General features: G+C 48.2%; 14 protein-coding genes, 2 pseudogenes and 1 riboswitch. Of the genes and pseudogenes, 13 read left to right on the top strand and 3 right to left on the bottom strand.

Annotation, left to right across the window (positions count from 1 at the left end; all coding sequences use genetic code 11):
- Positions 1-118: 118 nt before the first annotated feature.
- Positions 119-1,636, top strand: coding sequence for a replication initiation and membrane attachment family protein (locus L0M14_RS21480; protein WP_235118613.1), 1,518 nt, complete (start codon positions 119-121; stop codon positions 1,634-1,636).
- A 58-nt stretch (positions 1,637-1,694) separates the two neighbouring features.
- Positions 1,695-2,648: a primosomal protein DnaI gene (gene dnaI / locus L0M14_RS21475; protein WP_235118612.1), complete on the top strand. Its 954-nt coding sequence runs from the start codon at positions 1,695-1,697 to the stop codon at positions 2,646-2,648.
- A gap of 176 nt (positions 2,649-2,824) precedes the next feature.
- Here the strand turns inward: dnaI and L0M14_RS21470 are convergent, their stop codons facing one another.
- Positions 2,825-3,829: a globin-coupled sensor protein gene (locus L0M14_RS21470; RefSeq protein ID WP_235118611.1), complete on the bottom strand. Its 1,005-nt coding sequence runs from the start codon at positions 3,827-3,829 to the stop codon at positions 2,825-2,827.
- A 496-nt stretch (positions 3,830-4,325) separates the two neighbouring features.
- Between L0M14_RS21470 and L0M14_RS21465 the strand changes: the two genes are divergently transcribed.
- The 3 genes from L0M14_RS21465 (at position 4,326) to uvrC (ending at position 7,516) form a co-directional block, all read left to right on the top strand.
- Positions 4,326-4,700, top strand: a complete 375-nt coding sequence (locus L0M14_RS21465) for a MerR family transcriptional regulator (protein ID WP_235118610.1) — start codon at positions 4,326-4,328, stop codon at positions 4,698-4,700.
- A gap of 142 nt (positions 4,701-4,842) precedes the next feature.
- Complete coding sequence (gene trxA / locus L0M14_RS21460; RefSeq protein WP_235118609.1) at positions 4,843-5,157, top strand: thioredoxin; 315 nt, start codon at positions 4,843-4,845, stop codon at positions 5,155-5,157.
- A gap of 166 nt (positions 5,158-5,323) precedes the next feature.
- Positions 5,324-7,516 carry an excinuclease ABC subunit UvrC gene (gene uvrC / locus L0M14_RS21455; RefSeq protein ID WP_405031114.1) on the top strand — a complete coding sequence of 731 codons (2,193 nt, stop codon included), beginning with the start codon at positions 5,324-5,326 and terminating at the stop codon, positions 7,514-7,516.
- A 14-nt stretch (positions 7,517-7,530) separates the two neighbouring features.
- Here the strand turns inward: uvrC and L0M14_RS21450 are convergent, their stop codons facing one another.
- Positions 7,531-9,162 carry a CPBP family glutamic-type intramembrane protease gene (locus L0M14_RS21450; RefSeq protein WP_235118607.1) on the bottom strand — a complete coding sequence of 544 codons (1,632 nt, stop codon included), beginning with the start codon at positions 9,160-9,162 and terminating at the stop codon, positions 7,531-7,533.
- Positions 9,163-9,398: 236 nt separating this feature from the next.
- A riboswitch (cyclic di-AMP (ydaO/yuaA leader) is annotated at positions 9,399-9,546 on the top strand.
- A gap of 55 nt (positions 9,547-9,601) precedes the next feature.
- On the opposite strand from L0M14_RS21450, the pseudogene L0M14_RS21445 reads away from it, so the two are divergent.
- From L0M14_RS21445 to L0M14_RS21435, 3 genes and pseudogenes are all read left to right on the top strand, one after another.
- Positions 9,602-10,950 (top strand): annotated as a pseudogene (locus L0M14_RS21445) (TrkH family potassium uptake protein).
- A 12-nt stretch (positions 10,951-10,962) separates the two neighbouring features.
- Positions 10,963-11,625, top strand: coding sequence for a potassium channel family protein (locus L0M14_RS21440; RefSeq protein ID WP_235118606.1), 663 nt, complete (start codon positions 10,963-10,965; stop codon positions 11,623-11,625).
- Positions 11,626-11,867: 242 nt separating this feature from the next.
- Positions 11,868-12,593 (top strand): response regulator transcription factor, encoded by a 726-nt coding sequence (locus L0M14_RS21435; protein ID WP_235118605.1) that lies wholly within the window; start codon positions 11,868-11,870, stop codon positions 12,591-12,593.
- A 63-nt stretch (positions 12,594-12,656) separates the two neighbouring features.
- On the opposite strand, the gene L0M14_RS21430 is transcribed toward L0M14_RS21435, so the two are convergent.
- Positions 12,657-13,556 carry a LysR family transcriptional regulator gene (locus L0M14_RS21430; protein ID WP_235118604.1) on the bottom strand — a complete coding sequence of 300 codons (900 nt, stop codon included), beginning with the start codon at positions 13,554-13,556 and terminating at the stop codon, positions 12,657-12,659.
- 282 nt (positions 13,557-13,838) lie between these two features.
- On the opposite strand from L0M14_RS21430, the gene L0M14_RS21425 reads away from it, so the two are divergent.
- From L0M14_RS21425 to L0M14_RS21405, 5 genes and pseudogenes are all read left to right on the top strand, one after another.
- On the top strand, positions 13,839-14,501 hold the full coding sequence (locus tag L0M14_RS21425; RefSeq protein ID WP_235118603.1) for a succinate dehydrogenase cytochrome b558 subunit: 663 nt from the start codon (positions 13,839-13,841) through the stop codon (positions 14,499-14,501).
- A 16-nt stretch (positions 14,502-14,517) separates the two neighbouring features.
- On the top strand, positions 14,518-16,281 hold the full coding sequence (sdhA, locus tag L0M14_RS21420; RefSeq protein ID WP_235118602.1) for a succinate dehydrogenase flavoprotein subunit: 1,764 nt from the start codon (positions 14,518-14,520) through the stop codon (positions 16,279-16,281).
- 2 nt (positions 16,282-16,283) lie between these two features.
- Complete coding sequence (gene sdhB / locus L0M14_RS21415; RefSeq protein WP_235118601.1) at positions 16,284-17,048, top strand: succinate dehydrogenase iron-sulfur subunit; 765 nt, start codon at positions 16,284-16,286, stop codon at positions 17,046-17,048.
- 158 nt (positions 17,049-17,206) lie between these two features.
- Positions 17,207-18,295: a YheC/YheD family protein gene (locus L0M14_RS21410; RefSeq protein ID WP_235118600.1), complete on the top strand. Its 1,089-nt coding sequence runs from the start codon at positions 17,207-17,209 to the stop codon at positions 18,293-18,295.
- A gap of 24 nt (positions 18,296-18,319) precedes the next feature.
- Positions 18,320-19,497: pseudogene (locus tag L0M14_RS21405) on the top strand (YheC/YheD family protein).
- The last annotated feature ends 25 nt before the right edge of the window (positions 19,498-19,522 follow it).

Below are 19,522 nucleotides of genomic sequence, written 5' to 3'. Positions count from 1 at the left end.
ATATATCTTTCCCTCGAACACTCCAAGCGTGTCGATTTTTGTGGTAGACTGATAGAGTATGGCCGAACCGGCTAGAGATACTAGAATCGGATGAATGCAGGATGGGGCGATTGCGAGAATGCGAATGACGAATATGCTGCATTTTACGGAGAATCACCGATTTTGTGTTAGCCGTGATTTCTCTTTAAGCAGTATCGATTATAAAATGCTTACGATGATGTACCAGCCGATGATAGGCGGTTTTGCCTTGAGCCTCTATCACGCTCTCTATCAGCAGATTGGATCCGATCGGGTAGGCTACTCGGCCTTGGAGCAGCAGCGTAAGCTATTCCTGCTGCTGGAGCTGGAGCAAGGGGAGCGGGGGAGAAAGTTCTTTATTGAGCAGTCGTCCAAGCTAGAAGCGATCGGTTTGCTTCAGACGATGCGTAAATTTTTACCGGGCGAAGAAGATTATATATTTGAATATACATTGTTTCAGCCGCTTGGGCCGAATGAATTTTTTCGTAACCAGCATTTCACCTTGCTCCTGCGAGATAAGGTAGGCAAATATATGGTCCTTTCGCTGCGAGAGGAGCTCCTTGCCGAAGAGCCGGAAGAATGCAAGGAGGCAGCCGGAGAGAACTTGTCGGTGCCTTTCTATGATTTATTCCGATTGAACACACAAGTGATCGATTATGAGCTGGAACAGGCTTTATATGAAGCCTCTGCATCCAAACAAGGAGAAGGCCGTCTTGATGTAACGACGAGGGGATTTCAGTACTCGGATATTATTACCCGATTTCCCAGAGGAGCAAGCAACCGTGTTTACGTAGAAGCGCTCAAGCATAAGCCGGACCAATTGGCTGCCATAAATATGGTTGCTAAGAAGTATAACTTGGCCTTGCAGGAAATATGCCGTTTGCTGGATGAGGACGGTACTTTTACGGAAGACGGGGAGCTGGAGATGGATCGACTGCAATACAGCGCTAATCTGTTCTACCGTCAGAGCAAGAAGCGCGGTGAGGAACGCGAGAGGTCCTTTGCTAAGATCGAGGAATCTATGTATAGCGAAGGAGCAGCGGAGCCTGACAGCGGTACGGAACGCCCTGTGGAAATGCAGTACTATCTGGAGGTGCCGCAGCTGCTGCGCGGCGAGTGTACCGATCACCAGTACAATTATATTTTACGTAACGAGCCTTATATCGCTGTACTGCGAATGTTTTTCACGCAAGGTTCGATCCCGGACGGGGTACTTAATATTTTTGAGAAAATTGACTTGAATTACAAGCTTAAGGAAGAAGTGATTAACGTACTGATTCACTTCCTGCATATTGACCGGCGCTCCTGGGCCAGATCGTCCATCGAAGCGGTAGCCTCGGATATGCTAGGCAAGCAAGTTTTGACCTATGAACAGGCGGTCGAATACGTACGCGAAAAAATTCGCTTTAAGCAGAAAGCGGCATCCAAGGTAGAAGCGGCTAAAGCGGGCGGCGGATCGGCAACGAGAGGACGCCAAGGCAAGCAGCAGAAGCCGCAAATTCCGATTGTTGTGCATGATACGGAGGCTGTTGCCTCACCTACGATTACAGCCGAAGAGCTGGAAGCCGCCAGAAGAATGGCAAAGAAGCTGGATGAACGTTTCAATCGCAAGAGCTAATTGAAGCTGAAGTTCGAAGTTCAAGCGCTAAGATTTGAAGATCAGGGAGGTGCAGACCATGGAATCCCTTTCCCAATTGCTGCGGTCACTGCCGGAATCAGAGTGGAGAAGAAAGGCCGAAGCGAAAATTCAAGGTGTTATGGAAGATCCATTGATACTGAAATTTCGCCAGAAATATCCGTTTATCGATGATCACGCTGTGAAAATCAATATGAACAAGCTGTACCAGTATGTGACCGAGTACAAGGTTTGTTCCGATTGTCCGGGCTTGGAGCGTTGTCCGAACGATATGACAGGCCACTATACCATGCTTACGGCGGAAGCAGTCAGCGGCTTTACCTATATTCACGAAGAGAAAGTGGCATGTAAAAAATTTAGCGCGAAACAGCTTCAAGATGCGATCAGCAGCCGGATTCGCACCTTCCATGTCGATCCCCGTATGATTTCAAGGAATTATTCGTTCGAGGATATTTTGGAGACGGATCTGGTCAGAGCTAAGGCTGTGATGCAAATCAACGATTACGTGAATTTGACCATCGAGGAAGGCTTGCAGAACAAAGGCTTGTACCTGTCAGGACCGTTCGGAACCGGCAAGACATTCCTCATGTGCTACATGCTGTACCAGCTAGCTAAAGTAGGCATGACCGGAGCTATCGTATATATGCCTGATTTTGCGGAGGATCTCAAAGGTATGTTCCAAGAACCGCAGAAGCTGAAGGAGACGATAGACCTGTTGAAGGAAACGGACCTGCTAGTTTTTGACGATATTGGAGCGGAGAATTTGAACCCATGGCTGAGAGATCATGTCATTGGAGCTATTTTGAACTACCGGATGAATAGGAAGCCCACATTCTTTACATCGAATTATGAGATGACCGGTCTCGAGAAGCATTTCGGATTCACCAACAAGGATGGAGACGAGGAGTTTAAAGGTCAGAGGATCATGGACCGAATCCGTCCATTCGTAGATGTTGTTTCCGTGAACGGAGCCAACAAGCGGGGGCTAGCATAACCATAATACGGCTATGAAAAAAAGGCTGAAGAGCGCGTAACCTGTAAGGTCATGCTGCGGCTTCAGCCTTTTTGTGTAGATAAGAAAGTGTAAGTTGTATACTTTTGCTTCGCATCAACCTTGACAAACGCGCTCGTCTTTTAAGGACGACGAAGCCGTTTATCTCAGCTGCAACGTTAATTCTTTTTCAATTGCTCCAGTTCGTCAGTCACGTTCTCGATCATTTGCACAAACGAGGTCAGCTCCTCGGCGCTGGCAGCTTGCGTCCGCGCGTAAGCCGTCGTTTCCATCGATCCCTGCTTGACCTGCTCCAGCTTTTGCGAAATCATTTTCAGCTTGGATTGGATTTGATCCAGCGATTCCCGCGAGTGGGAAGCTAATTTGCGCACCTCATTGGCTACAACCTCAAAGCCTCGTCCGTGCTCGCCGGAGCGCGCTGCTTCGATAGCTGCGTTCAAGCCGAGGAGATGGGTTTGATCGGAAATTTCCTTCATAATAGAGCCCATTTTCTCGATGTCTTTGATTTCTCGGTGAAGCTCATCGATGCGCTGATTGGACTGTTCCTGAGATTCTGCAGTCTGAATGGCCGTCTCCGCTACAGATTGGCTGCTGCCGTTCAATTCTACCATCATGGAAGCGAGATCCTGGACGGCTCTGCTGATTGTGCTTAGGACCGACTGCTGCTCATCCGCGAGATTTTGCAGCTTAGCTTGTTCGTCCTGCTCATAAGCCTCCAGCACCAGCTGGGAATCCAAATTAAATAATTTGCTAAGGGAGGCAAGTACAGTTGTCCAGTCGGTTGGCATTAATGCCGCAAAGTGGCGTGAGGCCAAATCGGTGTACTTCAGATAAGTACCCAAATACCAATCGGTTGTAAGCCCGATTCGAGAATGGATTTTGCCGATATGCAGCCTTCTGGTGATATATTCTTCATCAATTGTACCGGAAGCCATGGATAGAAAATACCAACGCTGCGTCTCTTTTAATCGCTCTAGAGTACTGTGCTTTTCAATGATGTCTCGCAGCTTCGGCCATTTCATGATGTCGTTATACAGCTCGTCCACCAGTTGATTGACGATATGCTTAAATTCCTCTTCCTTGCTTTTCAAAAGGGCTAGATCCTCTGGTGTGATTGATATATAATCGAGCATCTGCTGTCTGGCATTATTTACGTGAATCATGGAGGAAACAGCTCCTTAGGACTGATTTTGGTGGTAGAACCATTGAAAAATGGTGGTAGAACCAATGAAAAAGAACCGCTTCGCATGAAACACGAAGCGGTTCTTCAACCTGTGTACATTAGCGTGTCATCACTTGAATGACAGTCGCAATAACCGCTACAACGAACAGAACTCCGAAAAAATATGCCGAAGCCCATGCCGACATCCAAAGAGTCGTTACGCGGTTCTTCATAAACGTGAAGCTCAGGATGTTTAGGATCGCTCATTTCAGTACCCCCTGCCGTTCATTAGCTTGCTAGTTAGTAACCTAAACTTTAGTATACCCAATCACGCAGAATGTTGTAAAGATTTACGAAGTGACAATTGTGCAAACGAATATGGGTTTTGATCCTTAATTTTAAGAATCATGAAAAAAGTGCTTGACTGTGACATTAGTGTTATGGTTTACAATAGCATTACTTGATCAAGTGTATACAAGAAATGAGTGGTGAATACGATGCGGATCAGTGAGTTGTCGAAGCTTACCGGCGCTAGCATCCGTTCCCTGCGCTATTACGAGCAAAAAGGTCTGATTGCAACGGTGAGGCAGGACAATGGCTACCGGGTGTTTAACCAGATGGCGGTGGAGCGGGTGAAGACGATTCAATTTTATCTGAGTCTCGGTTTCTCGACCGAGCAGATCGAAGGCTTTCTGAATTGCGTCATGAAGCACCAGGAATCACAGTGTGACGATTTGCTGCCCCTCTACACAGAGAAGCTTCGCGATGTGGAAAAGCAGATGGAGACGCTTAAGCTCATCCAAGCTAATTTACAGGACCGTATTGCTTATATTCAGCAGCAAAAAGTACTGCCGGAGGAGCACACTCCTTAGTGGATGGACCTGGATGGCAGCTATTCACTCCCCCTGCGTTTGATTGAAAAGGGCTTGTTCTGTGGTATACTTTACATGTTGACGCACAGTAGAAATCTACTTGATGCTATAAATTTTTGATTTTATGAAGGAGGAAACGATCATGGCAATTGTGAATGTTTCGGACCAAAGCTTTAAAGCGGAAGTTGAAGGAGAAGGTACTGTCCTTGTGGACTTTTGGGCGCCTTGGTGCGGACCTTGCAAAATGATTGCACCTGTTCTTGAGGAATTGGATAAAGAAGTTGAAGCTTTGAAAATTGCAAAGGTGAACGTCGATGACAATCCGGAATCCGCAGCTCGTTTTGGCGTTATGAGTATTCCTACACTGATCGTATTCAAAGATGGCCAGCCAGTTGATAAAGTCGTTGGCTTCCAGTCCAAGGATGCTCTGAAGAACGTAGTCAGCCGTCATCAATAAACCGTTTTTACAGCAACATCCAAGGTAAAAAGCCGTGAGAGAAAAGCTCTTTTTCTGCTATGCTGAAAAAGAGCTTTTTTTGTACGAAAGAGTAGAACATAGGTTCTGTAAGAGCGTAAGTTATGTGTTTATAGGTAACATGGAGAGGAGGGCCGTCACGATGGAAATGGATATGGAGGACCGGGAAGCCCGGGAGCGGAGCATGGAAGTGATTCGCAACAAGCTGGCGCTGCTGCCTGACAAGCCGGGCTGCTATTTGATGAAGAACCGGGAAGGCACCATTATCTATGTGGGCAAGGCCAAAATTCTGAAAAATCGGGTTCGTTCGTATTTCACAGGCAGCCACAGCGCGAAGACGCAGCGGCTCGTCAGTGAAATCCGCGACTTTGAATATATTATTACCTCCAGCAATATGGAGGCGCTGATTCTGGAATGCAACTTGATTAAGCAGCATCATCCTCGCTATAACGTACTTCTGAAGGATGACAAGACATTCCCTTACATCAAGATTACTAACGAGAAGCAGCCGCGTCTGGAAGTCACGCGGCGGATTTATAAGGATAAGGCCAAGTATTTCGGACCTTATCCGAACGCCTTCGCCGCCCAGCAGACGAAGAAGCTGCTGGACCGGCTGTACCCGCTGCGCAAGTGCAAGACCATGCCTGATAAAGTATGCCTATACTATCATATCGGGCAGTGTCTGGCGCCTTGCGAATATGAAGTATCCGCGGAGACGAACGAGCGGATGGTGCAGGAGATCACCCGTTTCCTGAACGGGGGACATGGTGAGATCAAGCAGGAGCTGACGGCCAAGATGCAGGCCGCGGCGGAAGAGCTCAACTTTGAGCGCGCTAAAGAGCTGCGCGATCATATCATGAACATCGACGCGGTCATGGAGAAGCAGAAGATTACGACGAACGACGCGGTCGACCGCGATGTGTTCGGCTATGCCGTAGACAAAGGCTGGATGGCGGTGCACATCCAGTACATGCGGCAGGGCAAGCTGATTGAGCGGCACGTGTCGCTGTTCCCTTATTATGGAGACGAGTACAACGACTTCATGTCCTACGTGACGCAGGTATACAGCGATAACCCGGCGCTGCCTAAGGAGATCTTCCTGCCTGGCATGCCGGACACAGCAGGCACACCGGACATAGTGCAGGCAGAACCGAATGTTGCGTCGCCAACTTTCATAAGTACTGAGGCAGAGCCGACTGCAGTGGTTCCAGCTTCCGCAAGTGGCGACGCAGAGCCGACTGCAGTGGTTCCAGCTTCCGCAAGTGGCGACGCAGAGCCGACTGCAATGGTTCCATCCTCCGCAAGTGCCGACACGGAGCCGACTACAGTGGTGCCTACCTTCGCAAGTATGGGGACAGACCCGAGTGCAGTGGCACCGGCCTCTGCAAGTACGGACGCAGAAACCGCCAATCTCGCTGCCGGTGCAGCCGCAAGCTCGACAAGCGCTTCCGCATCTTCGAATGAAGCTGAAGAGAAGGAGGTGCGCGACGCGCTTGAATCGTGGCTCAAGGTGAAGGTTCATTTTCCGCAGCGCGGTCTCAAGAAGCAGATGGTTGATATGGCCAGAGACAACGCCCGAATGGCGCTTGAGGAGAAATTTAGATTGCTTGAGCGTGATGAGAACAGGTCTGTCAAGGCTGTTGAAAACCTTGGAGGGATGCTGGGTACCGGGATCATACGCCGCATCGAGGCCTTCGATAATTCCAACATTCAAGGGACGAACCCGGTGTCCGCTATGGTTGTCTTTGTAAACGGTAAACCGGACCGCAAGGAATACAGAAAGTATAAGGTGAAGACGGTACAAGGACCGGACGACTACGAAACCATGCGGGAAGTTATCCGCCGTCGTTATGAGCGTGTACTTAAAGAGAACCTTACCATGCCGGACCTTATCGTAGTGGACGGCGGCAAGGGCCAAATATCTGCTGCCATCGACGTGCTGGAAAATGAGCTTGGTTTATTCATTCCGGTCTGCGGTCTAGTGAAAGACGCGAAGCATAAGACAGCGCAGCTGATGATGGGGGATCCTGCTGAAGTGGTGCCGCTGGCGCGGGACAGCCAGGAATTCTACTTGCTTCAGCGCATTCAGGATGAAGTCCATCGCTTCGCCATTACATTCCACAGGGAAACAAGGGCCAAGTCGATGGTCGTCTCCCAACTCGATTCCATTCCCGGTATCGGCGAGAAGCGGCGCAAGGCTCTCTTAAAGCATTTCGGCTCGGTTCGCAAAATAAAAGAGGCTCAAGTCGAAGACTTTAAGCCTCTGGGCATTGGTGAAAAGCTGGCGCGCGACATTCTTCAAGCACTGCAAGGTGAAACAGCAACGGCTCCCCAAGAATAAGGGGAGCCGCCTTTTTACGTCAATGAACGAATAGGGCTTCGTGGACACGTTTTACGGTGCAGCCAGGCGATGACAAGCCCAGCAAGTGCCGGAAGCAGGACATAGAAGATACCGGTGAGCACATCGCTCGGTTTCCCCAGCGAGAACAGCGAAAGGCCCATCAAAATGCTGTCCATGCTCGCATGCGCGAACAGGGAGGTCAGGAAGCCGTACTTGAGAAACACATACCCAAGAATCATGCCGATGACGGTCACTTCAATCAAGCGGGTATATACAGGGTAGATCGGATATTGCGTGTGGCTGGCCGCCCAAATGATACTTGGAATCAGAACGGCAATAAAGTTGTTGCGAAGCAGCTTCTTAAAGAGCAGGATCCCCAGCACGCGATATGCTGCTTCTTCCGAGATCGCTGCGGCCCAGGCCATAAGCGGGAAGAGCTTGGGCTCGAGCTGATTCAGCACAGAGTCTGTAGGATCGTTCACGGCCCACACATCGAAATTTGCTTCACCGGCAAAGAAGAGAACCTGCTGGACGCCTAGAATGAATAAGGCAATCAAGTAGCCCCGCCCCATGCCGGAGCTGACCTCCGAACCGAAAGAGGAATCCTTCCATGTGGACCAGATATGCGTTTTCCCGGAAATCTCCCATAGCTTGCTTCCTGCAGTAAGCGAGATATAGACGGACAACCCCAGCAGCATCGTCACCACATTCATAAACAGCGTGCTCAATAGCGTTGCCAATCCACCGTTTTCATAGCCCGCCATCGCTTTAAAAGCAGGATACATATTGATATTGTTGGCGATATAAATGGTGGTAAAAAGGATCGTCAGCAGCAGGCCTCTGCGAAATTCCATCTGTTTGCGGTATTTTACCGCGTACACGACAGCCGCAATGGACATGAGAAATGTAAATCCCATACTAATCCAAGTCATGATCGATGCGGAACGGTCTTGCTGATCCAACCAAGCCTGGTGCTCCGGGGGAATGCTAAATTGTACAGTGCTTCCAATGATCGCTTGATCATCAAAATCAAGCTGAAGCCGAAGCTTCGAGCTCCCGATCGCATCCGACTGCTTCTCATATAGATAGGTGTTTGCATTGGAGGCTGTCGGGTTCTCTGAGCTAGAATCGTCTACAGCTACAAAATCATCGGGGTTAAATCCGAGCCGCGTCATTTCCTGCCGGGACAGCAGATCAGCTCTTTGCCGGCTGATGGGTGCGCTGCGAAGGGCCTTGGTGTCGGTCTCTTTCCAGCCGAAAATATGCGCATTCGTGTAGTTCACTTCTACCTGGAACTGCCGCTTGGTCTCAGGTTCCAAGACTGTAACTTGATAGTAATCGATGGGAAATCGTTCACCGTACTTGAGACTGTAAGCCTCGACGATATGCTCTTTCTGGAGATAGCCGCTTCGTGTCTTTTTCGATTGGTACACGACGAAGGTCTTTGTGCTTGAGATCGTAATTCCGTATCTGTCTTGAATAAATTGCGCTGCTGCTTCTGCAGCCTGCTGCTTTGCGATGGTCGGATTCTCACTCGGTGCCGCTTCGTCGGACTGCAGACCGGACCACATATTAATCCCGAAGTAAAGCACGATTCCTATGCAGGCGAGGATCAATAGCGGACGGTTCAGCTTCAGTCGGTTCATGTACAGGGCTCAACCCCTTTATGGTTCATTTTTATAAACGGATAAAATAAAAGTATCACAGATGAAAAAGAAAGCCAATTCTTTCAAAATAAAACGCAATCGCGGGCAAATGCTTGATTTCGAGTTGTAAAACCCTCCTTAGCTCCTCAGAAACGAGCGATTCCTCCTTATATAACCTCAAAAGCCCGAAAACCAACTTTGTGCGGATGCCAAAAGAGATATATAATTCATATCAATTGAATAAAAAGCCGAATTTCTTGTTGAAAACGGGGGAACCATGTAATTGGGGTGAATTTTGCTAAGACTTTTCATGTTACAGCAAATAGGGTGACCGCGCGCATCCGAATCCGTCAGCTAACCTCGTAGGCTTTACGTCAGGAACCATAGCGATAAGGCATTGGATTTCCAGTGTCTTTTTTGCGTGTGTACAGGGGGATTTATGAAAAAGTTAACGATCTGGCGGCTCACGCCTCCACAAATTCTGGTGCTTGGCTTTGCAATCATCATTTTGTTGGGAACAGGGCTTCTCTCTTTGCCGATTGCCTCAGTTACTGGCGAATCCGTGCATTTTCTTGACGCCTTTTTCACGGCAACGTCAGCTACTTGCGTAACCGGGCTCGTAGTCGTCGATACCGGCTCGACTTACACCATGTTCGGTCAAATTGTCATTATAACCTTGATCCAGATTGGCGGGCTCGGTTTTATGACCATGGCCACCTTGTTCGCCTTTGTCCTACGTAAGAAAATTACGCTGAAGGAAAGGCTTTTATTACAAGAGGCTTTTAACCAAGGCAGCATGGAAGGTATCGTGCGCTTGATCCGCAAGGTCATCATTTATTCTCTTGGTATTGAAGCCATTGCAGCTGTTATTTTTACAATTCGCTGGTCCTTTGATATGGATCTACCTAAGGCTATATATTTTGGAATTTGGCATTCGATTTCGATGTTCAATAATGCCGGATTTGATCTTTTCGGAACGGTTGATGCTCCATTTGCTTCCTTTACCGCTTATGCTGATGATTTTGTAGTGAATGTGGTAGCTATGGTGACTGTGGTGCTCGGCGGCTTGGGATTTATCGTCATGTCGGATTTACTGGAGTATCGCAAGACGAGAAAGCTTTCGCTTCATTCTAAGGTTGTTTTGATTATGAACGGGCTTCTCATCCTGCTTGGAGCCATCGTGATTTTTACGTTTGAATATTCGAACACGATGACGCTTGAGCCTTTGAACTTTGGCGGAAAAATTCTTTCATCCTTCTTCCAGTCCGTAGCTCCTAGAACTGCCGGACCGAATACGATTGACATCGGCTCTATGCGGCAGGCTACTCAGTTCTTCATGGTGATTCTCATGTTTATCGGTGCTTCACCTGGCTCAACGGGGGCGGGATTAAGACGACGACGTTTGCCATTCTGATCGCGGCGATCATTACGATGATCCGAGGCAAGGAAGATATTGTGATTTTCCGTTTTCGTTTGGCGAAGGACCGCATTCTTAAAGCGATTACGCTGACGATGATTGCCTTGATTGTCGTTATCTTCGTGGCCATGCTGCTGTCAACAACGGAGGATGCGCAATTTTTGAAAATTTTGTTTGAAGTGACCTCTGCGTTCAGCACGGTGGGACTATCAATGGGACTTACTCCGTCGCTTACGGTGTTTGGCAAAATCATGATTATCTTGATCATGTTCGCCGGCCGACTGGGACTGCTTACATTGGCATTCGCCTTACAACCGAAGCAAGAGAAGGAATTGTATAGATACCCAGAGGGTAAAATCACGATTGGATAGGGGAACATAGAAATGAAGAAGAATCAATATGCCGTCATCGGTCTTGGCCGGTTTGGATCGAGTTTATCCAAGGAGCTGATTAAGCTTGGGTATGAGGTTCTTGGCATCGACAAGGACGAGGAAGCAGTTGATGAGATGAGCTCGGAGCTCACACACACCGTTGTGGCGGACTCAACGGACGAGGAGGTTCTCAAATCTCTGGGCGTGCGTAATTTTGACTGTGCGGTTGTAGCGATAGGTGACGATATCCAAGCGAGCATTTTAACGGCGATTGTCCTCAAGGATTTAGGTGTGAAAATGGTGGTCGCCAAAGCCCTATCGGAACTTCACGGGAAGGTACTGAATAAGATCGGGGTAGATCGCGTAATTTATCCGGAACGGGATATGGGCATTCGCGTCGCCCACCAGTTGGTTTCGCCTAATTTGCTGGATTACATAGAACTGTCTAAGGATTACACCATTGTAGAGCTCTCGGTGCCCAAGCGTCTTTGCGGGTTATCGATTAAGGAGCTAGACCCACGGGCTAAATACGGCTGCAGCGTTGTGGCGATTAATAAGAAGAACGGGGTCATCATCGCACCAATGGCTACCGATGTAGTGAATGAGAAAGACGTCATGGTGATTATTGGCACGAATGATCAGATCGAAGAGTTTGAACATGAAGTAATCCGTTAGAGCTTCAGCGCTAGCAATCATCTTCATAGACCGGGTTTTGGACAGAGATGCCGAACCGGTCTTTTTCTGTGTTAACAAAAAACTAACATTTTTACTTGTTGGCAGGATGATTTCTATTGTATATTAAGATTACATAAAGTATTTCGACACTTTTCTACCATCATAGACAGACAATTGAAGGCTTACCTGACGATTTCCTCATACTTTTCTAACAAATGAATGATGAGCAGAGGTGGGCGTACATGGATAAGGTGCTTGTAATTGAAGATGATGTAATGGTTGGCGACATGGTCTCCATGTATTTGGGGGAAGAAGGCTTCCGGGTAATGAGAAAGGGAAATGGCGAAGAAGGGCTGCATGCTATCGCTTCGTTTGAACCGGATGTGATTCTGTTGGATTTGATGCTGCCGGATATGGATGGTCTTGAATTATGCAAGCAGGTGCGGGAAACTTCGATGGTGCCGATCATGATCGTGTCTATGAAAAACAAAGTAGTAGAACGTGTAAGCGCTTTAACGGTGGGGGCGGACGATTTTCTTAGTAAACCGTTCAGTATGCACGAGATGAGTGCTAGAGTGCAGGCGCTGCTGCGGAGAGCGAAGATTTACCAGGCCCGTGTACAGGAAGCGTCGATGGAGGAAGCAGAATTTCACCAAGAGGTGCGTAGTACGGAAATATCCGATACTATGATAAGTCTGGATGCCGACTCCAGGTCCATGTGGGTCAAGGGAGGGTTGGTTAATACCACTTACTCCGAATTTGAGATTATGAGATGCTTTGTGAATCACCCGGGACGGGTGTTCAGCAGAGAGGACTTGATCAACACCGTCAGGGGCTTTGACTCTTTTGTCACGGACCGGGCAATCGACGTGCATATCGCGAACTTACGGAAGAAGGTTGAGGAAAATCCAAAGCAGCCCAAGCGGATCCGAACTGTTTGGGGGGTTGGATACAAATTCATACTTTGAGATAACCATAAAGAACCTCTTTATGCTGGTTGGCTAGTTTTTCGGCCAAGAGCGTGAAGAGGTTTATTTGTTTGATTCCTCGAAATAGCGAGTTGCTTTTTGTACGAAATTCATGGCTACTGCGTTCGATTCCGCCTCATCAGTATAGATCAGGGATGTTGTCCGTTTCGTCTCCTCGAGCTCGGTCAAGTTGCGCAGCATGAGCTGGTTGTTCGGAATGAGATCCTCCCGTAAATAAGAGCGGGGCAGCAAAGTTGCGGTTTTGCAGGTGGATACCAAGCGCAGTATTGCTTCAAAGGAGTCGATCTCCATCTGAACCTCTGGAAATACAGCAAAGCGGTGAAACAGCTCGTCCATGAGAACGCGGTACCAGGTTCCTTTGGAAAAAAGGATCATGGGCAGCTCGTGTAAGTCAGTTACAGATAAAGCAGGCCGGTCAATATAAGCATGCCCGAGAGGCAGCACCAGACAGAGATGATCGTCAAACAAAGGCTCGCAATGAAGTCCCGCTGCGTGGATCTGCGAGGCGACCAGCCCTATGTCCACCCTCTTTTCTTTGACCATGGTAACGACTTCGTGCGTTTTCCCGGTCAGCAGCTTGATATCCGTAAGAGGATGCTCTTGGATAAAGTAAGTGATTAAATCAGGAAGCGTTGCCTGCAGCGTGGTCAAGCTGGCCCCGATGGTAAGGGATGCATGGCTGCCCGCGGCTTTGTAGGCCTGAATGGCCTGCATGAATTTGCGCTCCAGATGACGCAGTTCAATGGCATGGTCATAGCAGATCTGGCCGACTTTCGTGAGCTCCAGTCTTTTGCCTTTGCGGATAAAGAGCTCGACTCCAAGCTCCTCCTCCAGCTTCATGATTTTACGCGAAAGAGCGGGCTGTGACAGATTAAGGACTTGTGAGGCTTTATTGAGACTAGCTTGCTCGACAACGACTGCGAATACATCGAATAGCTCCAAGGAAGATCACCTGCTTCTTATTTAAAAGGGATATGATATGTGAATATGCAATTTTGTTATAAGTGTATATACAAAATCGGCACTTCCATTATAAGCGAGAAAGAGGTACGATGTATATGTCACTTCTTGTTCACAATTTTTGGACGATCTGCATAAACATCGGCCGTAATGGCACACTAGGCGTGGATGAATCTGGGTTGACGCTCGTTTGCGGCGAGGTTACAATGATATGTGGCTTGTCTGAAAATGTCGAATGTACTTATTTTAGGGGGAATTGGTTCAATGTCGGGTAGTAATTCGTATTACTTTCGAAAGATCCACTCTTTGCTTGGCGTAATTCCAGTGGGCTTCTTTCTCATCGAGCATCTGCTCACGAACTACGAAGCGGTTAAAGGTCACGGCGCTTTCGTGGATCAGATCAATTGGCTGAACGGATTGCCTCTCGTGCTGTTCTTGGAGATCTTCGGCATCTGGCTTCCGCTTCTTTACCATGCCGTCTATGGACTCTATGTGGCTTACCAAGCCCGCCATAATGTAAGCAACTACGGTTATTTCCGCAATCAAATGTTCTTCTTGCAGCGTGTAACCGGTGTTCTTACCTTCTTGTTCGTTGCTTGGCACTTCTTCGAGACGCGCTTTCAGGTGGCGATCGGTAATGTCAACCACGAAGATTTGGGGCTTACGATGCATGATATTGCAACGAATCCAGTCATGTTCGTCATTTATCTGATCGGTGTTCTGTCTGCGACGTTCCACTTCAGCAACGGTATGTGGTCCTTCCTGGTTAGCTGGGGGATTACAGTGGGACCTCGCGCTCAGCGAATTTCCTCATACATCTGGCTAGGTGTATTCGTGGTTATGAGCATCATGTTTATTATGTCTTTGACTGCTTTTACAGATACTCAATTTACTCAGCTGCCTGCAGAGGCGCACGCAGGGCATTAAGGGAGGGTGAACATCAATGGCTAATTCAAAAATCATCGTCGTCGGCGGAGGCCTTGCGGGACTCATGGCGACTATCAAAGCAGCAGAAGCCGGAGTTCACGTACAGTTGTTCTCCTTGGTTCCTGTAAAGCGATCCCACTCCGTCTGTGCACAAGGCGGAATTAACGGTGCAGTAAATACAAAAGGTGAAGGTGACTCTACTTGGGAGCACTTTGATGATACGGTATACGGCGGGGACTTCCTTGCGAACCAGCCGCCGGTAAAGGCGTTATGCGACGCTGCTCCTGGCATTATTCACTTGATGGACCGTATGGGAGTTATGTTTAACCGTACGCCGGAAGGACTGCTGGATTTCCGTCGCTTTGGCGGTACCAAATACCATCGTACGGCGTTTGCGGGGGCAACTACTGGACAGCAGCTGCTTTACGCGCTTGACGAGCAAGTACGCCGCTGGGAGACTGCGGGACTTGTTACCAAGTTTGAACACTGGGAATTCCTCGGCGCAGTACTCGATGATGAAGGTATTTGCCGTGGTATTGCCGCTCAGGATCTGCGCAGCATGGAGGTTAAAACCTTCCCTTCGGAAGCCGTTATCCTTGCTACAGGCGGTCCTGGTATTATCTTTGGTAAAACGACGAACTCCGTTATCAATACAGGTACGGCAGCAAGTGCTGTCTATCAGCAAGGCGTGAAATATGCGAACGGCGAAATGATTCAAATTCACCCGACAGCGATTCCGGGAGATGATAAGCTCCGCTTAATGTCAGAGTCGGCGCGTGGTGAAGGCGGCCGGATTTGGACCTACAAGGACGGCAAGCCTTGGTACTTCCTGGAGGAAAAATATCCGGCTTACGGAAACCTCGTTCCGCGGGATATCGCAACGCGCGAGATCTTCTCTGTATGTGTGGATCAGAAGCTCGGAATCAACGGCGAGAACATGGTGTATCTGGACCTTTCACATAAAGATCCGAAAGAGTTAGACGTTAAACTCGGCGGTATCATGGAGATTTATGAGAAATTTATGGGCGACGACCCTCGCAAAATCCCGATGAAGATCTTCCCGGCCGTTCACTATTCCATGGGCGGTATATGGGTTGACTACAACATGATGACGAACGTTCCTGGTTTGTTTGCTGCCGGCGAATGTGAGTACCAGCATCACGGAGCCAACCGTCTCGGTGCGAACTCCCTGGTGTCTGCGATCTTCGACGGCATGGTATCCGGACCGAAAGCGGTCGAGTACATCCGCGGCTTGAACAAGAGCTCTGAGGATGTTTCCTCTACGATCTATGATCGTGAAACGAAGCGTCATACAGACCGTTATGAGAGCCTGCTGAAGATGAACAGCGGTACTGAGAATGCCTATGCGCTTCATAAAGAACTAGGCGATATGATGAACGCCAACATGACGGTAGTTCGTTATAATGATCGTCTTCAAGATACAATCAACCGCATTAAAGATATGAAAGAAAGATACAACAACATCAACATTACGGATACGGCAAGATGGAACAACCAAGGTGTTGCTTTCACTCGTCAGCTGTGGAATATGTTCGAGCTAGCGGAAGCAATGACGCTTGGGGCTTTGATGCGTAACGAAAGCCGGGGAGCTCACTACAAGCCGGAATTCCCTGAGCGTGATGATGAAAACTTCATGAAAACGACCATTGCTGACTGGACGCCGGATGGACCGAAAATCAGCTACGAAGATATTGACGTGTCCTTAATTGCGCCTCGTAAACGCGATTACTCCACGGAGAAGAAGAAGGGAGGACATTAATCATGGCAGACACACAAACTGCGCAAAAAACAGTGAAATTCATTGTGACGCGCCAAGAGAGCCCTGAGTCCAAGCCTTACACCGAAGAGTTCGAAGTTCCGTATCGTCCGAATATGAACGTGATCAGTGCGCTGATGGAAGTACAGCGTAACCCGAAGAACTCCAAAGGGGACAAGACAACGCCGGTATGTTGGGAATCCAACTGTCTGGAAGAAGTATGCGGCGCTTGCTCCATGGTGATCAACGGCAAGCCGCGCCAAGCTTGCTCGGCGCTTATCGATAAGCTGGAGCAGCCTGTACGCGTTGCTCCGATGAGCACGTTCCCTGTTATGCGTGACCTGGTTATCGATCGCGGACGCATGTTCAATGCATTAAAGAAAGTCAAAGCGTGGGTGCCGATCGACGGAACGTACGACCTCGGTCCTGGTCCGCGTATGGCTGAATCCAAGCGTCAGTGGGCATACGAATTGTCCAAATGTATGACATGCGGCGTTTGCTTGGAATCCTGCCCGAACGTGAACGACAAAACCGACTTTATCGGTCCGGCTGCGGTCTCCCAAGTTCGCCTGTTCAACGCTCACCCGACAGGTGAGATGAACAAAGATGAACGTCTGGAGGCATTGATGACAGATGGTGGTATCGAAGGCTGCGGGAACTCGCAGAACTGCGTACGCTCTTGTCCGAAAGGCATTCCGCTTACGACATCGATCGCGGCGATGAATGCTGATACCACGAAGCACTTATTCAAGAAATGGTTAGGTATGTAATAAGCACACTTTCATAATAAAGTCTGGTCTCTATCTGTAGATGGAGATCAGGCTTTTTTTCGTCTACATATATTACCACCCCTCAGGTGGCTCCATTTTGGCCGGTTCCCTCTTATAATGAATACGAGTTAACTAACGACTGCACTAGGGGAGGTCACATGGCAACAGAGAGAGAGTTAACCATTGGAATGATGTGTGAGACTAGGAACGTTAGCCGCCTAAAGACTGCATGTGCGGCATTTTCAAAGGCGAATGATGCTTCCTTTTTTTATTTTGTGCCTGAGGACGTTAATCTTGAGGATAAAACCATTCATGGCCAAACCCTATCGATGGGAGAATGGGTCACACGAACATTTGAGTACCCCGATGTCATCCATGATTGTGTGGCTCGAAGAGGGAAGTTTCATGACGAAGTGTACGAGGGGCTTGCTTCCATTCCTATGACGACGGACAAGCCTTTCAAGGTGGGGGACAAGATGCAGGTATATCGAAAGATCGAATCGGATGGTCGATTCGCCGACCTGTTGATTCCATCCGTTCAAGTTACTAACATGGAACAAATCCGTTTGTGGCTCGACAGGTATCAAGGAATTATTTTGAAACCAGTCAGAGGTATGCAGGGCAAGAGGGTATTCTGCGTGAAACAAACACAAACCGGCTTTACGGTCATCAAAGACCGAGAAACCATTCATCTTACTGAATCTAAACTAGAAAAATGGCTCCAAACCGAGGGCATGGCTGATAACATCCGGTATTTGATACAGCCCCTCATTTGCAGCGAAACGCAGGATGGTAATCCGTTTGATATACGCGCACATATGGCAAGAGGTAAAAACGGAGATTGGCAAATCGTGAGAATTTACCCGAGAGTGGGGCCAAGGACGAGTATCACTTCCAATTTCAGCACAGGCGGATATTTGGCTGATCTGGATCATTTTTGTGAGCTAGACTTAGGTATGCCGAATATTCGGGATTTCAAGAGAAAGCTGAGTAAACTGGCACTGACCTTTGCTCCTCATATGGAGAAGCTGCTTAAATACGGTTTGCATCAACTTGCTATGGATATGGGGCTTGATGCTAATGGGAAGCTTTGGTTATTTGAGGTCAACTTTAATCGGATCGGTGTGAATTTCCAAGAGGTTGAGATTGCAAGACATGCCATTGATTATGCCATTCATTTGGCGAGAACGCATGCAGTCCAACAGACTAAGCGCATGGATCAGTCGCGCCAACTGATATTCGCTTGAGAGTCATACATTACCAAATCGCAAATGGATCCATTTTCGCCTGTTGCCCTTTATAATGAATACAAAGAACAGGTGCTTGAGTGTTTAAGGGAGGGTAAGATGACAACAGAACGGCCGCTATCAATTGCGATGATGTGCGAAAGAAGGGCTGGTACTCGCTTGAAATTTGCACTTGCCGCCATTGCGAAGCTAAAGGGTGTGGAATTTTTTTATTTCCTACCGGAAGATGTCGATATGGTTCATAAAACCATTCAAGGTCAGATTTGGATCAAGGATGAATGGGTGATGCAAACATTTGATTATCCGGATGCGATTCATGACAGAGCAGCACGAAGGGGAAAGAAGTACGCGGAGGTTTATGAGGCATTTGCTGATATTCCTATGACGACAAACAAGCCTGCTGGTGTAGGTAACAAGATGGAAATGTACCGCCTCCTGCTTAAAGACGGTAGATTTAAGAATCTATTAATTCCATCACTCAAACTCACTCGTGTAGATCAAGTATTCCAATGGTTGGAGCGGCGGCAAGAGGTTATTATGAAGCCTGTCGGAAGCTACGGCGGCCATAGTCTCTATTACATGAAGAAAGAGCCACAGGGATTCACGGTTATTGCCGAGAAACAACGGCTTTCTTTGAATGAGCATGAATTTACAGATTGGATAACAGGGATATGGGAGTCACGCAAGCAGGCTTATTTGATTCAGCCTTACATTCGCAGTGAAACGAAAGAAGGCAATCCGTTCGATATCCGTATTCATCTTGCTAAAGGGGAGGGCGGTGAGTGGCATATCGCACGGGTTTATCCGAGAATCGGAGAGAAGTCCGGTAAAACCTCGAATTTGAGTACTGGCGGCTTCACGGCTGAGCTGGATACATTTTACCGGATGAATCTAGGGAAAAAGAATCTCACGCCTTTCGCAGTAAGCTCTATGCATTGGGAATTGACTTTGCCGCTCACTTGCAGACACTGCTTGACTACAACATCAATGAAGTCGCCATGGATCTCGGTATGGATTTACAAGGAAGGCTATGGCTATTTGAAGTGAACTTAATTCGAATCGGTACGATTGCTGTTGAAATGGATGTGGCTCGACATCTTATTGATCACACCGTCCACCTGGCAGAAGAAAATGGTACACAGCAATCCAATTCCAGAGAAACACTGAAGTCTGCAGGCCTTTTTGCAAACACACTTACTTAATTTAACTTGAGGAGCACGACGATCA

This window comes from Paenibacillus hexagrammi, from assembly GCF_021513275.1.
GTDB classification, from domain to species: domain Bacteria; phylum Bacillota; class Bacilli; order Paenibacillales; family NBRC-103111; genus Paenibacillus_E; species Paenibacillus_E hexagrammi.
The sequence above is the reverse complement of the archived record's forward strand: the minus strand, read 5'-3'. Positions and strand labels throughout refer to the sequence as shown.